Consider the following 19,906-nt stretch of genomic DNA (forward strand, 5'->3'; position numbering starts at 1 on the left):
AGCATAACCAAATGCTCCAACCAACAGCCCTATCATCATCCTGTTTTTCCTTATCATTCTCTTACTATTCGTTCTCTAAAAACAAGGTATCGAGGGCCGCCAGCTGCGAGTTCCGGTATTGGACGGGCGTGACACCAAAACGCGTCTTAAATTTGCTGTGAAAATACTGGGGATTACGATACCCGACCTGCGAGGCGATCGCCGACACCGAAAGACGCGGCTGGCAACGCAGCAGATCCGCAGCTTTTTCCAGACGCAGCCGGGTTACATACTCTGTAAAAGACTCCTTCGTCCCCTCGCTGAACAGTGTGGAAATATAAGCTGGAGCGAGCGATACTTCCTTTGAAAGAATCTGCAGGGATAAATCCTCGTGTAAATGGTCTTCAATGTAATTCTTCAGGGTACGGATCAGATCGGTATGCGCATGGTTGCCTGAATATTTCAGATGCTCGGTAATCTGCATGGACAGCACCCTTATCCCTTCAACCGTACCCGCGAGCGTGTCTTTCTTTAATTCATCAAAGATATTCGAGTGCGGCAGAAAGTGCTGCAGCTTAAGCTCAATCACGGATTGATACAACTGCATAATCAGCTGAAGCAAGGCCAGTTCCACCGCCTCAATCTGCAGCTTGCTTTCCTGGAGGGTCTGCAGAAAATGATCAAGGAAGCTGTTGACGCTATCCTCGTCTCCCGCCTGCAGCGCATTTTTGAAATGATCGTAAGGAAACAGATAAGGCGCCGTATTCAGCTCAACGATACTGGAATAGGCAACAATGGAATCCTTCCCGTATAAAAAATGATATCGGTCCGCCTGTTTAGCCATCTGGTAGGAATCGGCGATTTCCTCCGGGTTGTTCACTATCGTACCAATGGCTGCCCCGAAGCTTGATGCTTGCTCTGAAGACTTAGTTTGCTGCAAATCGTCCAACATAACCCTTTCCGGTTCCGGCTCAGCCCGCGGGATATAATATATAATAGCCGCTTCCTGCTCATTCAAGGCGACAACTACGCTAGGCACGGAGTGGTCCACCCGCTCATGTTGGCTTTTAAACTCTTCGCTTCCCCCTTCAAGGTTATTCAGATAAACTGTGCAATAGCTGTAATCCGGTCTGATGAATGACTCTACCTCCATTTCCAGGTTTACCCCGAGCAGCAGATTTTTCAAATCATTTTTTCTGGCCTGTGTTTCCAGATTCACTATTTTCTCTTCCAACAAATTAAAGGTGCTGCCAATAAACGCATATTCATTGCCCCATAACGTGACAGAACCCGGCGACTGCAACCCTTTAATCTGCATTACCAGTTTTTTCACCGGAATATACAATTGCTTGGAGAAAAAGAATGACATCAAAAGACCAAACAGCACGACCGCCCCGCAGCTGATGAAAAGGCTTTCCTTTAACTGTTCGGAAGAAAGTACAAAAGAATTCATCGGGCGGTACATCGCATATGTCCAGTCATGTGCCGAATGGGCCGGCTCCAGATACGAAAGGACGGCTTTGCCTTCTGACTCCTCGGTGATCTGTTCGCCGTTCCGCCGGTTTTGAATCGTTTCCTTCAGCAATCCGCCTAAAGCTTCATCATACTCCCCCGTATGAAGAACGGCCTGCCCGGAAGGGCTAAAGATATACAGCCGGTCAGCCGCAGAGCTGAGCATTTGGGCTGCCGCTGTCTGAAGATACTCCATGCCTACATCGATAAAAAAGTATCCCATGGTCGGCACACCCGGTGTCTCATAAGGCAGTTTAATCACGTAGGTCATGACCTGACTTCCATCCGCCAATGTCCGGAACAGCCATTCTTTAGGCTTCACCCTGTTCAGCTTTAAGATAAACGCCGCTTCCTCCGAATTCTCAGTCTTCATATAAAATTGACTGGAATCCACCACATAATTATTGGCCGGGAAATAAACGGTGACATTGCTGAGCCCTTCATTTTCGATCCTGTAAAAATCAAGATCTTGCCGGAAGGAAGCAATACGGCTCAAATTCCCCTCCCAGCTCTTGTTGAGTAGCAGATTCAAATTGAAATTTTCCTGGATAAACCGGATGGAGAGCGCTTTGTTTTGCAGATTATCTTCGTATTTCTTAAGTACTGTCTGTTCGATATAATCCTTGGCGGAATTCAGCCGGTTCTGATTGTCTTTAACAATCTCATCCTCCATGATTCCATTGGTTTGGGTATACCAATACCCTCCCATGATGCCGATCAGAACAACAGACAGGATCGTATAAGACATGATAAACCGTATGAAAATGGTTTTTTTATATTCGGGCATATACATCATCCCCCCCCCCTCTTTGTCTCAAGCGTCAGGCACTGCTCAGGACAAAATGATAGCGCTAACAATAATCTACAGGTATTGAACTGTTCTTACGGCTTAACCTATCAAAATCATCCTCCGAACACCAGTGTAAAATCATTAAATTCATTCCGTTTTCTTTAAAACATTAAAAAAAAGTCCCGCAGCTACGCTAATAGCCCGGGACCACCTTTAATTTTGTCTCTCGCTGATCTAAACCAGATTCCAGAACATTGCCGTATTCGCTGCAGTAATCATGGTGAACAGAATCGTGTTCAAGAAGGAGGCCAGCCACACATTGTTGGTTTTCTCAAAAATCTTCCGGGCATATACAGCAGCTATTACGAGAAGTGGCACCATAGCGAACAACAGAATACCGTTTAAGGATTGCCCTGGATAAAGCGCAACACCCGTAATGAAATCTTTGCCATATTGAGCGGCCATCCAAAGAATAAGTCCGCCCACATTCAGAATAATGGATAGCAGATATCCCCTTTTTTGCCCTCTTGTATTGGCATTTAGTGCAACAGCACTGACAAAGTAGTAAATAAAGAAAAATGGCATATACCGAAGCCCCGTGATCAAATGCTCGATTTCAAAGGTACGTACAGCAAAGGTCCAAAGACGGAAATCTGTGCCAGCTACTGCCTGCACGGCGAACAACAGCAGGTAACCGACGAACACAGCAGCAATGGCAGTGCACAAGCTGGCGATGATGGTAATAGAGTTCAGATGGATACCATAGCTGCTGAATTTCGTACCCGCCTGCTTTTTCGAGAAATAGTAGAACGCACAGGTTATAAAAGCAATAATGAGACCGGAGACAAGCGCCCAATATCCAATCTGGTTTGTTGTAGGTTCGTTAAAGTAAGAACTGGTCGAGAGAATACGACCCGATTTCTCAAAGACGATCCACATAACAAGCGAAATTACCGCCAGCAACGCACTTCCTATGCCTATGTTTTTCATTTTGGCGCGGACATCCGGGTTCGCCTTCTGGCTGTTGGCCAGAATAAAGCCTGCGGCCGCTGCGACCAAACAAATGATTAGCAGGATCATGGAAATTACACTCAGAACATTCAGTCCATCCGCTTGCTTATCCATTAACGTAGGGAACAATATGGCCGGAAACAACGTCGAGAACACAATGGCTGCCCAATAGGCGATTCTCTGCATCCCGGTTGAAGGCGCGCTTACAGTGATTGTGGAAGCCGTGACCGAACGCTTCAGGAATGGAACCTTCAGCAGCAAGCTGATCAAGGGAACCAGTAGTAGAAAGAAGCCCACTAATGCTATAGCATTGCCCGTTTCTTTCATCCACCAGATTTGATTGCCTGAACCCAGGCCGGCGTTTGTCTGGTTGGGAGAGGTCACACCTTTAAAGGCATGAGCATAAAAATCAATAAAGTTGGCGGTTGCAGTTGTGGAAAAATGGTTCCACGGGTGAGTCTGGCTAGGTGTAAATAAGATATGCTCACCGCTCTGCGCTGGACGAACGACCTTATCTTCAAGCTTCAATTCTCCAGATTCTACAGTGTAGAACTTTCCCGTCTCTGCAGCCGGATTGTCCTCGGTAAGTCCAAGGAACCCTTTGCCCGAGATCGTTGCCGCAAAATCCTTTTCCGTAACGGTCCCCTGTACTTTCTTCTCTGTCGCACTCTTTTCATCATCAGATTTATTGAAGAAGAACTCATCATATTTTCCCGCAATCATGCCTACCGTCCGGCTGCCAAAAGCAGCTTGAATCTGATCCTGAGGAGCAACCGCGGAGGCGTAAGAGAAATCGGCACCTGCAGAAATTCCGGCATAAATCATGCGCTGTCCGGTCTGTAGCGCGGTCAGTTCATCCATGTACATAGCTACTAATGAGGAGAATCCGCCCATCGAATGGCCGCTGACCGCGACATATGCGTTACCCTTATCATCTTTTTTGGTATAATCCTGTTCAAAAATGTACTTGGACGCGTCAAATTGGGAATAAACCCAGAAGGTGCCGAATAAGTCCTTCACGGGGATGGCACTTTCCCAGCGCGAATCACCATGATCATACATATCAAGCGCCAGGACGATATAACCCCGTCTGGACATTTCGATCGCCGGAGCATCCTGCATTTCTTTGGTGTTCAGATAGCCATGTGTCGTTATGATTACCGGTCTGGGATCCTCTGCACCGGCCCCATCGGGTGTATAGAGCAGCCCGGAAAGTGTGCCATGATCCGCCTTGAATTTAATTTCTTTCACGTTCACCGAGTAAAATGAAGTGTTAAACATATTGGCGATCAGACTTCCAAGAATGATTAGACTCAAGGCTAAGGCCAGCAAGCCCTGTGGTTTTTTTAATTGCGAAACCATTTTACTCATTATAGATAGCTCCTTTGTCTTGAACTTATGGGGTTATATCATCACAGCTCCTTGAATGTAAGCGTTATCATTATTCGCAATAGGTATAGCAGCGCTAAGAGATCTAACGCTGATACCTTTTGAGCATGTAATCTTTTTATTTCAATTGATCCGAAAGCTCCTTAAAAATAACCCCAAGTGCATAGGCACCCGCATCCGGGTATCCAATGCTTCTTTCGCCAACAGTGCCTGCGCGTCCCATACGTGCCACAATAGCTTCTGTCTTTTTGGCTCCTTCAATGGCTGCATCGGCACCCTTCACAAAAGCGGTTTTGAAATCATCTCCGGCCTGACTGCTCTTCGACCAGGAATCTGCACAAGGCACAAGAGCGTCGATCAAGGTTTTGTCCCCCACCACGGCTCCACGCCCGAATGAACGTTCACCGACTGTTTGTATGCCTTGTACAGCGGCCTGCATCATGTCAGCAAATTCAGAAACACTTATTTCTGTTTTCGCACCGACAGCCTTACCCGCTGAACGGAATGCAGAACCCCAGATCGGCCCGGAAGCCCCTCCGCAATATTCCATAATAACCAGTGAACAAGCATTCAGAAAACTCCCAATGTCCGCTTGGCTATGTGTCAGAATATCTTTCCACTCCCGCTTCAACTGCCGGAATCCTTTGGCAATACTCATCCCGAAATCGCCATCACCGGCATGTGAATCCAGTTCACAGAACGGAACTTCATTTCTAATAATGATTTCGCTCATCTTGTCTAACAGATAGACGAAATTATGAAGTGTAAAGGTATCGCCATTGATCTTGGCATATGCTTCAGGTGTTTCTGTCTCAAAGGATACGGATGATTCTGTGAGATTGTCCTGGGCAATATCAACATACGGAACGCTTTCCGTAGGCCCCGAAACTTTGAAGGCAGGGGTATCGCTTTCCTTGAATAAGAGCATTTTCAGTTCTTCGTCCAATTTCATAAGGGTGATGGAGGCTCCGGCCATATCAATGCTTGTCATATAGTTTCCGACGAAGGTTTTACAAATCTTAATATTTTTCTTCTCTGCTAATTCCCGGGTCACGGCGTTATTTAACAGATACAGCTCCAGCAGCGGAGTCCCCCCAAACCCGTTAACGAGTAGTGCAATCTCGGAAGAAGCTTCGCCCCCGATCTTTAAATCTGCTAAAAGTGCCTCAACCATACGTTTTGCCAGACTATCGGCAGTTGCAATTTTTTCGCGGCGGATTCCCGGCTCCCCATGAATGCCGACGCCATATTCCAGCTCATCCTCAGCAATTTCGAAGGTGGGGGTTCCCTTGGCAGGAACCGTACATGAGGTTAATCCGAAACCGATGCTGCGAACATTTGCAGCCGCTTTCTCCGCAGCGGCTTTCACCTGCGCCAGACTCCAGCCCTCTTCTGCCGCCGCGCCGGCAATTTTATGCACCAGTACAGTTCCGGCTACTCCCCGGCGTCCTACCGTATATAAACTGTCCTGTACCGAAATATCATCATCTACCCGGACATAATCTACTTCAATCCCGTCTTCTTCAGCCAAAAAGGCTGCGTTCTTGAAGTTCATCATGTCACCGCTGTAATTCTTAATAATCATCAAGGTACCCTTTTTGCTGGCGGTTGCCTGAATGGCCTGATACACCTGGATCTGGGACGGGGAGGCGAAAATATCTCCGCATACCGCTGCATCCAGCATGCCTTTCCCCACATATCCTGCATGTGCAGGCTCATGTCCGCTGCCGCCGCCACTAATCAGGCTGACCTTGTTTGCATTGATTTCTTTTTTCTTAATGATTTTATACTTCCTCACAAATTCAAGCTCCGGATGAGCCATGGCAATGCCATTGCACATTTCAATGACCGTGTTCTCCGGCTGATTGATGATCTTCTTCATGGATTAGGCCTCCCGGGCTGTTTTGTAGTTTTGGCCAATTTTGTCTGCCGCGGCAATCGCAGCTGCAACTTCCTTTACTGTGATAGGGAATGGCATCGCATGAATGGATTCTTCAGGAATGCAGGCTTTTTCAGCGACTTGAAGCAGTTCCTCAGCCGTAATATGATCTACGCCGATATCCGCCAGGCACACAGGCAGCCCTACCTCCAGACAAAAATCCAGAACCTGATGCAATTCCTCCGTCGGGGCGTTCTCCAGCACCAGTTGGGCAAGTGTGCCGAAGGCAACCTTTTCCCCGTGATAGTAGGAATGTGTTCCTTCCAGAATGGTTAAACCATCATGGATCGCGTGTGCGCCGCCCAAGCCTGCACTTTCAAAACCAAGACCCGACAACAAAATATTAGTCTCCACGATATTCTCCAGCGCCTGTGTAACCACATTACTATCACTGGCTATCTTCGCTTTCGCCCCGTCTTTAAGCAGCATTTCATAACATAGGGTTGCGAGCGCGAGCGCTGCGTTCGTGCCTACAGCAGGGGCACAGTGGCCTTCTCTTGAGCCCATAGGCAGACTGGCGTTCACTCTCGAATAAGACTTGGAAGTCGCTCTTGCTTCAAAATAGGTGGACAAAGCGTCCCCCATCCCTGCCACAAGAAAGCGTGTAGGCGCATTGGCTATCACCGTTGTATCTACCAAAACAACACTTGGACTTTGCTTGAAATAGGCATAATCATCAAAAGCACCCTCCGGTGTATACAGCACGGCTGAATGGCTGGTAGGTGCATCGGTAGCGGCAATCGTCGGGCAAATGATCAGAGCTTCCCCCTGGGCCACGCATTTGGCCGCATCAATCGCTTTGCCTCCGCCCAGGCCGATTGTGCAGGTACAGCCCTTTTCTGTCGCAATAGCCTGCAATCTGGCGACTTCCTGACGTGAGCACTCTCCCTTAAAACCGCTTTCAACAAAGGTGATGTTAAACTTCTTAGACGTAGCATCGAGCTTATCCTTTACCCGTTTCACATCATCCGGATGGGCAATCAACAAAGCGGAGGAACCAAATGAAGTTACAAAGTAGCCAAGATTTAATAACTCGTCTTCACCTTGAACATATTTAGTTGGACTAATGAATGCTTTTCTCATGAATCTAACGCCTCCTGTTTTTTATAACAAATTTTATTAATTAATTAGAGTATAAAGCAGGATATTGATCTTGATAGTGGAATATCATAACCAATAATTATAATTCTTAATCGTAATTATTTGCACTGTGCAGTAACAATGGTATCCTCTTGCCATAAAGAAGGTCCTTATTATACGATTTTAAATCGAGGGGTGATTTTTTTGATGCAAGAGTCCTTAAATATAAGCAAATTTTTGGATCTCAAAAAATGGAAGCGGCTTCAGGATTCCTTGGCTACCGTTACCAAGCTGGCTATTTTGACGGTTGATTACAAGGGGATCCCTGTGACCAGCCACAGCAGCTGCCAGGCTTTCTGTCAGAATGTGCGGAAGGATCCGGAGCTGCTGCCGTTTTGCCAGAAGTGTGATTCCCGCGGCGGGCTTGAAGCGGTCCGGTTAAATGCACCTTACGTTTATCTATGCCACTTTAATATTATAGATATTGCGATTCCGATCACTGTGGATGATAAATACCTGGGTGCTGTGATGGCGGGGCAGGTCAAGCTTTCCGATCCTGAGAACGGTACAGATCTGGAGCAAATTGTATCTTCGCCAAACAAATCATCACATCTGCTCAAAGGGAATCAATTGAAGGCATACTACGATGATATACCAACGATGACCTATGAAGAAGTCGTGAAAATATCCAACATGCTGTTTCTCCTCTGCAACTATATTATCGAAGAGGCACTCAACAAAAATCTGCTGGTCGAAATGTTCGAGAAGGCTGCCGGAAACGATGAAGCCCTAAACCTCTCCACTATTCTGCCCGGCTACACCATAAAAAATATTGAGTCGATCAAAAAAGAAATGACCAATGCCATCGCGGATGCCTACCTTAAAAACACATCCAGTGATATGAGTATTTGTACAAATCCGATCTTTAAACCCGCCTGGGATTATATTTACAATAACAAAAGTGAAAATATAACATTAAGTCATATGGCTGAGCTATGTCACATCAGTCCCAGCTATTTCAGCAGACTTTTTGCGAAGGAAACGGGAGAAAACTTCACTACTTATTTGGCAAGGCTTAAGGTGAAATGGGCGAAGCAGCTGCTCGAAGTGACCGATATGCCCGTTTCTCAAATCAGTGATGAGCTGGGCTTCAATGAACCGGGGTATTTTATTAAAATCTTCAAAAAATTCGAAGAGATCACACCTGCTCTTTATCGTAAAGGTTATCGGGAAAAAGCAGGATCAACGTGAGCATATCAACTACCTACTGATATTTCAAGAAAATGGGGGTTATTAGTGCATGAGTATTGAATTTAAAAAAGTGAGCGACTTTAATCGAGGAATACTCTTTGAATTATTGAAAGATACATATTCATTTGATTGCAGATATCAGCAAAGTTGTAATTCTGATTGGCAAGTTTTTGACAACTTTTTCTTTGACAATTTGCAAATTGCTGATAAATATGGGTTTATCACAACATTAAACGATGAAGCCATCGGATTTGTTTCATGGGACCCGAGAAATATGCCTGAGTATGCGGAAATTGGCCATAATTGCATTGCTTCAAAACACAAAAGCAATGGTTATGGTAAAATACAGCTTCAAGAAGCGGTCAATAGAATTACCCAAGATAATGTAAGAAAAATTATTGTAACCACAAATAATGACCTAATCCCTGCTCAACGAATGTATGAGAGTGTGGGGTTCACAATATATCAAAAAAGGGAAAATCAAAATATTGCAGATTTTGTTGGTGAACACATAGATTATGTATATTTTTGCTGAAGCAAGCCGCAATGGAGCAAAAACGAAGAGCAGCGATCCCCAATAACGGGAGAATCGCTGCTCTGTTTTTTAGAAAGAAGAAGATTGGACCTGGTCATAGAAAATCGACTTTTGGGACACCCCCATATAGAATGAACTTAATAACTAGACAAAAGGGAAAAGTGGCGGAGGGGAATTTTGGAACTGTAGGAGCGACAGCGTCCGCCTTTAGGTTTGGATTTCTACCGCGATTCGCGGTTAAATTCAGGAAATCCAAACCTAACAGCGGCCGGAAGTCCAAACATTCTCTGTAGTCACGGCCAATCCCAAAATAGAAGAATTATAAGTTCAATCTATATAGTACTTACATTCCCACAGCTGAAGATATCGCGGCAAAGACTGCAGCCACCAGCCACAAGATTGGAAACAGCTTAAGGATGACTTTGAGCCACTGCCCAAAATTGATCCGGGCGATTGCCAGACCTGCCAATAATACTCCACCTGTTGGCGAAATCAGATTGGTCAACCCATTGCCAAATTGATAAGCAGTTACGACCGCTTCACGGTTGACACCGACCAGATCGCCCAATGGGGCAAGCACGGGCATTGTTAATGCTGCCTCACCGGAGGAAGAAGGAACCAGGAACGTAATAATATTATGGACGACCAGCATGATGGTAGTGAACAAATAGTTCGGCAGACCTTTAAGCAGGTTAGCCAGCGCATTCAGGATCGTATCGATAATCATGCCGTTCTCAGCAACGACGAGAATTCCCCGGGCCAACCCGATAATGACTGCCGCATAGATGAATTCGCCACAGCCCTTTACGAAGTTCTCAGCGATTTCCTTCTGATTCATCTTGGTGACCACACCCGAGAAAATACCAAGTACGAAGAAAAGGGCACCGATCTCGGTCATATACCAGCCCTGGGTCATAATTCCCCACACAATCAACCCCAAGGTAACGATAAAGCCGCCAATGATGAGTTTATCCCGATGGGTGAAGCTCACCTCTATACCTGAGTTCTCTTTAATAAAGTGCTGGCGGTTTAAAATGTCATTCTGGAATACAGGAGATTTCTCCGGATTTTTCTTCACCCGCTGCGCATACCACATGGTAAAACCGATCGATATCGCAGTGAATACAATCCATTCAATAAATCTCAGCCATAGCTGTGGATTACCTTGCACTCCCGCTACGCCTTGGGCAATCAATACCGAAAACGGATTAACGGTGGAGCCGACATAACCGATCTGTGTTCCAAGAAATAGGATGAGGATGGCCGTGATGGAGTCAAAACCGAGTGCAAACATCAAAGGAATAAAAATGGCGTAAAGAGGTATTATTTCTTCACTCATTCCGAACGTGGAACCTCCAAGGCTGAAAATGACCATCGCTATCGGAATCAGCAATATCCCTTTTTGTTTGAGCCGTCCGGCCAAGGCCATCAGCGCCCGGTCAATCGCTCCAGTCTGCAAAATAATCCCGAAGGCTCCGCCCACAATAAGTACGAAGGCAACCACATCAGCGGCATTGATAATGCCTTCCATAGGCGCACTGGCGATTTGTGCAAGGCCCTGCCTCAAATCTCCCTCTTCACTGACTTTCGGTACAGAATGATAGGTTCCCGGGATAATAGTTGTCTTGGCAGAACCATCTACGATGACTTCCTGCCGGTCAAATTGACCGCTCGGGACAACCCAAGTCAAACCGGCAATAGCGATTATAATCAAGAAAATCAAAGTATAACTATGAGGCAGAGACCATTTTAATTTACGTTTAGAGGTTTCCATTCTATCCCTCATTCCTAGAAGCATCGTAGGTGATTTTTCCGGCAGCGATAGTTAATACGACATGTGCGTCTCTGATATCGGCAGCTGTTGTATCCAGAAGATTGCGGTCAAATACAGCAATATCGGCATATTTCCCCGCTTCTAAAGTTCCCGTGCTCTCTTCCATACCACAGTGTCTGGCCCCGTTAAGGGTCCATGCCTTTAAGACTTCAGACACTGGCATTCCCTGTTCAACATTCCAGCCTTCAGGTGGTGATCCGTCAGGAAACAACCGGAAAGTGGCCGCGTAGATCGAATCAGGAACACTAGTGAGGAACAAAGGTAAATCAGTGCCAATCGTTATGGGGATGTTCGCATCCAGCATGGACCGGTAATCATAGAACCGGCTTTCATTCGCTTTTCCAGCCACAGCCGCCATATAAGCATCTTCATAGGAGGGATTTAACAGCAGGATCTGGGCATATACCTCGGCGAAAATCCCGTTTTCCCCCATCCGTTTTAAATCATCGGGGTGAGGGTATTCCAAATCACTTATAGAATGTCTAATCGGATGATCCCCCTGGTTTTGCTGGCAGGTTTCGAGCATATCTACCGCCCTGCGAATCGCTGCATCCCCTTCAGCCGTAAGACAGCACTTGATTCCATGCCTGTCTGCTTCAAATACTGCAGCTTCAATTACGTCATAGTCAACCGGCTGCAAAGTAGTTACTCCTGGCAGATCTGCGTAAGGCTCCAGCATATCCCCTGTATGATCAGCGACAACACCGTCTATCATCAGCTTGAATCCCTGAAAGCGGAGAACCTCCCCTTGATAGCGTTCTTTATATTGAATTCCGGCGGGAATATCAATCGGCTGCAGCACAGGCTCCAGCGCAAAATGAAACCGCAGCGGCAGTTCCCCGGCAGCTTCCAGTTCTTCAAGAACCGGCAATAAACCGCTGTGCTGGTCAAAGCCTATATCTTTTATGGAGGTTACACCCCGCTTGGCAAGCATCCGGGTGAAATCCAGAAACTCTTTTTTGACTAATTCCCGATTCTGCATCATTTCATACAGTAAGCTGGCCCGCGCCTCAGCACTGCAATGATCGGGGGTGAACTGATATTTATCCTGGGCGATTTGGTTCATCCAGCAATAATTTTTCGTCCGATTCATGGCAATGACGGCCCTTTGAGGAAAAGCTTTATCTAATATACTTTGCTCTGGGAGCTTTCCCCATAACTCCCGGCTCCAACCGTAAGCGTATACATTTTGATCAGCAGGTTGTTGTTCCGCTTCTTCTATAAGCAATTGCAAGGCATCTTCTATAGAGGCTGCATTTGTCAGATCCACACCACGGTGCAAGGACATATATCCGGTGAAAAACACATGATTATCATGCACACCAGGCATAATCAACGCATCCCTCAGATGATGGACAATCGTCTTCGGTCCGATCCAGGCTTCTGCCTCTGCCGGATCACCGACCGCGGCGATCCGTTCACCTTGCAGGGCGATGAATCCAGGCGAGGCATCCTCCTCTTTTCCTGTAAACACGGCACTAGACATTAGTACTCTTTCTGCAAAACCATGTTCAGCTGCTCCCATGATCTCTCCGCCTTAGTTCAAATTTATAATACGACTTATAACGTTATACTATAGCTACTGCTTCTCCATCATTGGAAGAAACAGTAGCTTTTACATATTTGAAATTCCAGCTGACTTTCATGAATTACAAAGTGAATTGGTAACGGTCACCAATAATGTACTGCTTCCCTACATGAACCGGCTTACTATACTGGTCGTAAATAATTGTGTTCATGTAAAACAGAGGCTGGCCGATCGGAACTTCCAGTAATTTCGCCTGAGGTTCGTCCGCCAAGACAATTTGTAATATCGTCTCTCCCGGCTGGTTCGGATCAATATTGTATTCGCTGCGCAGCAGCTCATATATCGAGCCTTCAAGATTAGCCTCCATCAAGAAAGCGAACCGGTCAAACGGATAATAGTTATTTTCCAGCATCAGCGGTTGTTCGCCGGCATATCTCTGGCGCTGAATATACAGCACAGACTCACCTGGCTGGATTTGCAGCCGCTCTGCGGTATCTGAATCGGCTTTCAGCTTTTTTCTCTCCGTGACTACGCTATGCGAAGAAACTCCATTCGCTTTGCAGGCAGCCGTAAAACTGATAATATGCTCAATCTTCCGGCCGATCTTGGGCCTATTTACAAACGTGCCCTTGCCCTGCCGCTTCGTCAAATATCCTTCTCTCACCAATTCTTCTATCGCTTTGCGCACAGTAATCCGGCTCACACTATAGGTCTCGGCCAGCTCAATTTCAGTAGGTATTTTATCCCCTTGATTAAAGCTGCCGTTGGCGATTGCGGATTGAACTGCGTTTTTCAATTGAATGTATAATGGCTCAGCATTGTCTGCATTTAACATGGTTTACCCTCACTTGTTATATAACGTTATATTACTCTTTCCTTAGAGTAACAAACGATCCTCTTTTTCACAAGCAAAGATAAGTGTGCGCCTTAATAATGGGCTCCGAATCCAAATGAACCCTCTACCAGACAGCTTTTGGCAGCTAATCGTGAACCTTCCTTCATTGCGGCTTGAATATCTCCGTCCTTAAGCATGCTTAGTAAAAAGGCCGTAATATAGGAATCCCCCGCTCCCATCGTGTCCACAGCATGGATGAACTCCGGCGATTGATAATAAAAGGCTGTTCCATCATAGGCGATAGACCGGTCTCCGCCGCGTGTTGCAACTAATACCTGGCCCTCTCTCTTGCGTTTGGAACGGATGTAACTTTGGGTCGCTTCATCCGTCATATGGCTGCAGGAAAAGAAGGCAAAATCGGCATTACCGATATAACGTTCTACTTGCTCTTCCTCAAAGTCATCGGAAAAATCAAAGGAAAGAGGAATCTTCAGCTCATTCAGCTCAGCAAGCAGATGCCCGGTGTGGCTGTAAAGCCCCGTATGAATAATATCGAACCCGCGGATGTATTCCTTATCATCTTCACTAAGTTCTATGGGATGAAGTCGGGTAACCCCGCCTTCGTTGCTGCCGAGAAAGACTCTTTCCCCGTTCTCCAGCGTTACACGTGCACATCCATTTTCACCACTGTGATGTCTGCAGCGCGTAGTATCTATCTCTAGCTGTTGCAATGTATTCTCTACCAGCCTTGCCTCAGCATCATCACCGAACACGCCGAGGAAGGCCGCATCCGCACCCTCTCCTTTGGCGAAAACACTGAAATTGAGTGCATTGCCACCGGGGTACATCATACGCAGATGCACATACTTGTCGACCACATTATCGCCAATCCCTAATACTCTCATAGTTTACACTCCCGTTCAGTAGGCTACTTTCCCCATATAACGGCGGGTTTCCAGCGGATGATTTCTTACTTCGGCCAGAGCCTCGCGGTAGACGCAGATAATACTGTAGAACAATACCGGATTAAAGAACTCCACGACTTCGTCGGCAATAACACCTAAGCCAAGCTCCTTAGCATCAATCACTTCGACTTTTTCAGCATATTGATTCAGGAAGGTGCGTGCGCGTTCATCCAACTCACGGGTGCGGCCTTCATTAATCATTAAGATGAATGGAGTTTCTTTGTCGGTCACTTCGAAGGGACCATGGAAGAATTCGCCGGAGTGGATAGCCGCTGCATGAAGCCACTGCATTTCCATCAGCGAGCAGATCGCAAATCCGTAAGCATGACCATAAGAAGCTCCGCTTGTCAGGATATAATATAACTCTTCGTTGCGGTACTTTTCGGCAAATACACGGGCTCGTGGAGCAACCTGCTTTTTACCCTGGTTAATAATACCGTTAATGGTTTGCAAGCCTTTTTGAAAAGCGTCAATATGTGCATAACCTTCAGCCACATGCAACAGTTCTACAGCGAGTTCCAGAATGATAGCCATCGGATTGTTTTTGACGTCACTGTCATCTCCCCATTCATACAGGAAAGAATAATCGGAATAATTCAGCAACGCGGCCTCCTGATTATGGGTTAAGCCAATAGTATGTGCGCCATTCTCTTTGGCAGCCTGTGCAGCAGCCACCGATTCCGGCGTATTTCCGCCATGAGAACAAACAATGACTACCGATTGTTTGCCCAGACGTTTAGGCAAAGCATGAACAAACTCGTTAGCCGTATATAGACCCGCTACCAGTTTTTTCGCTTCGCTTTCAAGAAAATACTTTGAGGGATACATATCAACCAGCGAACCTCCACAGGCTACAAAATAAACCTCTGAAATCCCCTTGTTCACTTTTCCATGAATAGCTTCAACAACCTGATGTACATTCATTTGATTCTCTCCTTTAGTATAACGTTATATAACGTATTACTTACGAGATAAATATAACCGCTTTCAAAAAAGGTGTCAAGCCCCCTTTGGGCCCAATCCCAAAAAAAACTCCTCTCCAGAACTTGTGATTAGACAAGCCCTGAAAAGGAGTATTATTGTTTGATTCGCCTAATCTTCGGATTAGCGTTGATACGTCTAGGAGAAAGAAACCTTGGCACCTATAAAGTAGCCAATTGAAACAAAAAGGAGTGACCAGGTCAGCGCACATGCAACAGATATACATACATATTTTTTGAAGGGCATGGCACTGATGCCGGAAATATAACTGGCAACATGCCTGACCCCCGGAATAAAATAGGCAAAAGCAACCGTCCAAATTCCAAAGCGTATAAACCATCCCTTGACTCTGATAAACCGCTTCGGGGTAAGCCCAATCCACTTGCCGTATTTATTCACTACCGGTTGTCCCAGCCGCAAACCAATGGTGTAGCTGATCATCATTCCTGTTATGGACCCTATGCAGCCGATCAGTACCGAAAGTGTGAAATTCAGAACCATAATGGACGACAAATACCCCACAAACAACATCAACACTTCGTCAGGTACGGGAAGTCCAAGAATTCCAAGCGCCAAAAGAGCAAAAATTGCTAAATAGCCGTAATGTGAAATTAACTCCATCATCCAAGGCATCAATATTTCACTTCCTGTTGAAGTTTTTTTTGAAAGAAGGGAAGGGAATCCGGCTGATCATCATTATAGACAGCATCAACATTAATACTACTATGTATTCCGGTTTCATCCGTCCATCCAGCAAAGAGATCATCGAAAGGATCACCCCTGCAGCAGTAATCGGCATCCCTACGAAACCCTTCGAAGAAGCTGATATATTAAATCTGGCCAACCGCAGTGCGCCGCAGATCAGGAAAGCAACTGCAGCCAGGGTCCCCAGCCACTGAACATTTTCCAGCTTGTACAACAAAATCAGAAACGCAGGAGCCAATCCAAAGGATATGATATCTGCCAGTGAGTCCAATTGCTTGCCGAAATCGCTGGTACAATGCAGCCACCGGGCCAGCAAACCATCCATCACATCACACAAAGCCGCTAACAATATCATGGTTAATGCCAAACTATATCGTTCTTGAATTGTGAAGAGCAAAGAGAATGCTCCAATTCCCAAATTTGCCAGAGTAAACATTGAAGGCAGCCAATTCCATTTCACGCTGTCTTACTCCTTTCGCTACAGTACATGTATTGGTGGGATTAGCCTTCAAATCTAACCATAGATTTGACGCCTTCCTCGATATTTTCCACTGCATAACTACAGCCATGCATATCCAGTATCCGCTTTGCAATGGAAAGCCCCAGTCCCGTTCCACCTGTCAGCCGGCTCCGGGAAGGCTCAACCCTGTAGAACCGCTCCCAGATTTGCCCCAGCTGATCTTCGGGTATCGACTCACCTTTATTATGAATAGAGAATACAGTAGACTTCTCATCGCTCTGAACATTCACGGTTATGGTACTTCCATCTTCAGCATGCCTGATTGCATTGGTTAGAAAATTAAGAATAACCTGTTCGATCCAGCCCGCATCCGCGTATACCGGCAATTCATTAGCAGGAATTATCATCACTTGCAGCTGCTTTTCCTGCAGAAAGTGAATCAGCCTGTCCGCTACCTTTTCCGTCAGTTCCGTCAGCATGAAGGAGGTCTTTCTGAGTTTAGTCGTCCCCGACTCCAATCTGAACAAATCCAGCATATCATTCACAAGAAATCCCATTTTTTCAGATTCCTCTATAATGACCTTAATGTAGTAATCCTGTTTAGCAGCACTTACTCCATCTTCTAGTCCTTCGGCAAATCCTTTAATAATGCTTAGAGGCGTCTTCAATTCATGAGAGGCATTGGCAAAAAAGTCCTGCTGCATGGTCTCCATTTTTTGTTTGCGCTCCATATCTTCGACCAGCTGCTGATTGGCCTCCCGCAACTCACTCAAGGCGGAGTCTAGACTTTGTGATAAGGTGAACATGCTATTGGACAAGCTTCCAAGTTCATCCTTCTGCCGGATGGAGGGATGTCCTGTAAAGTCCAGGGAAACCATACGTTTGGCAATTTTGTTCAGCTTGATCAGTGGACGGGCTACCATTTTAGAATAGAAGTAGGACAGTATTAGAATAAATACAAAGCCTCCGATTCCGAGATATAAAAAGAACCAGCGCAGCGCATCATTCGAATCCTTAACCTCCTGTAAGGAAGTGACAGTGAATAACAGATCAATATCTCCGTTTCGTTGCTGCACAGGCAGAATCATCACAGAGTTGCGGATCCCACCCCAAGGAGCTGTCCAATCCGCTTTCTGCATTTGCAGCCCTTTGAACTGTTCCACCCGGGCCTCAGACAACGGAAACCACTCGTCCAAGGCTTCAAACAGGATGCCCTGACGCGGATTCCATATTTTCAGATTAGGTAAGACGATCTCCGTGACAATACCGGAAAATTGGGTGTCTCCTCCCTCTGATTCATCCCCAATGGCTGCGGCCCCTTGCTTTTTCATGCTAGTGGGGAATATGAGCTCCGGTGAGGAGGCATCTCCTTCAATCAGCTGATCTCCTTGAATGGTCAGAGGATCATCCAGCTTAATATTCGCTGCACTGAACTCATCTCCATACTGATTGATGAACAGGGATAAAGAAACAGCTATGATCTGGCCGTCTTCATTCATAACCTTCATATGAAACGGGTCTTCCGACTTCATCTTGCCGTCCAGCTTCATAATAACCAGCTGCGTTTTATTGCGCAGCATGAAGCGGGCAAGCTCCTGGGAAGTCCTGCTCGTATCCCACGACTCACTTGTGTAGCTTGACGCAAAGCTCTTGAGATGCTTCTCCACGCGGTTTTCCTTCTGCTGCTGATAGAAGCTGTCAAAGAAAAACAGCTGGCTCAAAATCACCATCCCGTAAAAGCAGACAAAAAACACTACTGTCATCACGAACAGCTTAAAGGTAATTCCCCATCTTTTCATGCCTCTTCCTCAAATATGTACCCTGTGCCAATCACCGTGCGAATATAGCGTGACTCATACCCCAGCTTACTTCGCAGTTTTTTGATGTGGCTGTCCACTACACGGGAATCGCCTTCGAATTCAATCCCCCATATCCGGGTAAGGATCGTGTCCCTTGAGATCACAATGCCCTTGTTTCGGATCAACAGCCATAACAGATCATATTCCTTAGGGGTAAGCTCTATTTCTGAACCAGCAACCTCAAGCCGATGGGCCAGCGTATTAAACATCGCGGAACCAAACTTCACGATGCTGGATTCCGGCAAATGGCCTCCTTCGACCCGTTTCATTAGCGCATTCGCCCGGGCTATCAGTACTTTTGGGCTAAACGGCTTCGTCACATAATCATCCGCACCCAGTTCAAAACCGTGAATTTTATCTTCATCTCCGGATTTGGCCGTCAACAATATGATGGGTATCGCTGCCTTTTTGCGAATTTCCCGGCACACTTCAAAGCCGTCCATCTTGGGGATCATAATATCCAGAATCAGCAGATCCGGTTGCAGCGAATCAAACCAGCTCAATGCATCTTTTCCATTATCCGCTTCTTGTACTTCCCAGTCGTTTTTTATGAAATAATCGGAAACAAGTTCACGAATGCGGCTTTCATCCTCAACGAGAAGAACTTTCTTTTTCAATATAGTCCCCGCCTTCAAACCATTTTTATATTTTCCAGCTTAATCGAGTGATATGTCCTTCATGTGTCCTTAGACAGAACACCCACCACTTGATTCTACAGATACAAGTCCAGATATAAAAGTGTTGATTGTGGACGCTGGTGAAACTGGGAAAGGTGGATTGAAACTAGAGTGAGGAGGATCGGCGCGAGCACTTAGTGTGGACACTCCGCGAACGGACCGTTGTTGAGCAGGATCGACGTCAGCACTTAGTATGGACTCTCCGCGAATGGACCGTTGTTCCAATCGCTGATGTCTCCAGATTTTTTTGATTCTCCTTAGCGGTGAAAATCCGGGGACAAAAGCGACCGCTGCCGCTTTTCCACGGGTCAGTCCGTCCTCTCCGCTGTTTGAGCAAAAAAAGTCGCAGCGGGTTCGTTTACTCGGACGGACTCAGGAGACGCTATGGAGAGTAAAACCCCTGTTTATTCTCTTTTGCGGACCCAGGTGACCTTATCTGCTCTGCATTCTATTTAAAAACGGCCAGCAGGGAGAAATAACTGCGCTGGAGTCCGTTTTCCTCCTGTAACAGGCTAAAAGCCCCAAATAAGTGCAACTCGGTCCGCTCGTGCTCAGAGCCAGGAATACACCTTCCTG

General features: G+C 46.2%; 15 protein-coding genes. 2 read left to right on the top strand and 13 right to left on the bottom strand.

From position 1 onward, the window contains the following. Nucleotides 1-64: 64 nt before the first annotated feature. The 4 genes from ACAN56_RS05765 to ACAN56_RS05780 all read right to left on the bottom strand — a co-directional run bounded on the left by ACAN56_RS05765 (nt 65) and on the right by ACAN56_RS05780 (nt 7,703). On the bottom strand, nt 65-2,278 hold the full coding sequence (locus ACAN56_RS05765) for a helix-turn-helix domain-containing protein (protein WP_379141091.1): 2,214 nt from the start codon (nt 2,276-2,278) through the stop codon (nt 65-67). A gap of 237 nt (nt 2,279-2,515) precedes the next feature. Next, on the bottom strand, nt 2,516-4,663 hold the full coding sequence (locus tag ACAN56_RS05770; RefSeq protein WP_379141093.1) for an alpha/beta hydrolase family protein: 2,148 nt from the start codon (nt 4,661-4,663) through the stop codon (nt 2,516-2,518). A 136-nt stretch (nt 4,664-4,799) separates the two neighbouring features. After that, complete coding sequence (gene dhaK, locus ACAN56_RS05775; RefSeq protein WP_379141096.1) at nt 4,800-6,563, bottom strand: dihydroxyacetone kinase subunit DhaK; 1,764 nt, start codon at nt 6,561-6,563, stop codon at nt 4,800-4,802. Between the two features lie 3 nt (nt 6,564-6,566). After that, nucleotides 6,567-7,703, bottom strand: coding sequence for a glycerol dehydrogenase (locus tag ACAN56_RS05780; RefSeq protein WP_340897079.1), 1,137 nt, complete (start codon nt 7,701-7,703; stop codon nt 6,567-6,569). Nucleotides 7,704-7,907: 204 nt separating this feature from the next. Here ACAN56_RS05780 and ACAN56_RS05785 point away from each other — a divergent pair, with 204 nt between their 5' ends. Together ACAN56_RS05785 and ACAN56_RS05790 are read left to right on the top strand one after the other, a co-directional pair. Further along, entirely contained in the window at nt 7,908-8,951 is a 1,044-nt protein-coding gene (locus ACAN56_RS05785) for a PocR ligand-binding domain-containing protein (RefSeq protein ID WP_379141098.1), read from the top strand. Nucleotides 8,952-9,000: 49 nt separating this feature from the next. Further along, a complete protein-coding gene (locus ACAN56_RS05790; RefSeq protein WP_341379319.1) occupies nt 9,001-9,486 on the top strand; it encodes a GNAT family N-acetyltransferase in 486 nt (161 codons plus the stop codon). Nucleotides 9,487-9,829: 343 nt separating this feature from the next. On the opposite strand, the gene ACAN56_RS05795 is transcribed toward ACAN56_RS05790, so the two are convergent. From ACAN56_RS05795 to ACAN56_RS05835, 9 genes are all read right to left on the bottom strand, one after another. Continuing rightward, on the bottom strand, nt 9,830-11,260 hold the full coding sequence (locus ACAN56_RS05795) for a YfcC family protein (RefSeq protein ID WP_379141102.1): 1,431 nt from the start codon (nt 11,258-11,260) through the stop codon (nt 9,830-9,832). 1 nt (nt 11,261) lies between these two features. Then, nucleotides 11,262-12,845 carry an amidohydrolase gene (locus tag ACAN56_RS05800; protein ID WP_379141105.1) on the bottom strand — a complete coding sequence of 528 codons (1,584 nt, stop codon included), beginning with the start codon at nt 12,843-12,845 and terminating at the stop codon, nt 11,262-11,264. A gap of 124 nt (nt 12,846-12,969) precedes the next feature. Then, nucleotides 12,970-13,683: a GntR family transcriptional regulator gene (locus tag ACAN56_RS05805; RefSeq protein WP_379141108.1), complete on the bottom strand. Its 714-nt coding sequence runs from the start codon at nt 13,681-13,683 to the stop codon at nt 12,970-12,972. Nucleotides 13,684-13,775: 92 nt separating this feature from the next. Then, entirely contained in the window at nt 13,776-14,588 is an 813-nt protein-coding gene (locus ACAN56_RS05810; protein WP_379141109.1) for a PfkB family carbohydrate kinase, read from the bottom strand. A 15-nt stretch (nt 14,589-14,603) separates the two neighbouring features. Beyond that, entirely contained in the window at nt 14,604-15,572 is a 969-nt protein-coding gene (locus ACAN56_RS05815) for an SIS domain-containing protein (RefSeq protein WP_379141111.1), read from the bottom strand. A 195-nt stretch (nt 15,573-15,767) separates the two neighbouring features. Beyond that, on the bottom strand, nt 15,768-16,262 hold the full coding sequence (locus ACAN56_RS05820) for a DedA family protein (protein WP_076114416.1): 495 nt from the start codon (nt 16,260-16,262) through the stop codon (nt 15,768-15,770). Nucleotides 16,263-16,269: 7 nt separating this feature from the next. Further along, nucleotides 16,270-16,794 carry a CDP-diacylglycerol--serine O-phosphatidyltransferase gene (gene pssA / locus ACAN56_RS05825; protein WP_076114417.1) on the bottom strand — a complete coding sequence of 175 codons (525 nt, stop codon included), beginning with the start codon at nt 16,792-16,794 and terminating at the stop codon, nt 16,270-16,272. Nucleotides 16,795-16,835: 41 nt separating this feature from the next. Continuing rightward, nucleotides 16,836-18,593: a sensor histidine kinase gene (locus tag ACAN56_RS05830; protein ID WP_379141113.1), complete on the bottom strand. Its 1,758-nt coding sequence runs from the start codon at nt 18,591-18,593 to the stop codon at nt 16,836-16,838. Beyond that, a complete protein-coding gene (locus tag ACAN56_RS05835; RefSeq protein ID WP_379141115.1) occupies nt 18,590-19,270 on the bottom strand; it encodes a response regulator transcription factor in 681 nt (226 codons plus the stop codon). Before ACAN56_RS05835 ends, ACAN56_RS05830 begins: the two co-directional genes overlap by 4 nt. Nucleotides 19,271-19,906 lie beyond the last annotated feature (636 nt).

The sequence above is a fragment of the Paenibacillus paludis genome (assembly GCF_042610515.1).
Lineage (GTDB): Bacteria > Bacillota > Bacilli > Paenibacillales > Paenibacillaceae > Paenibacillus_AQ.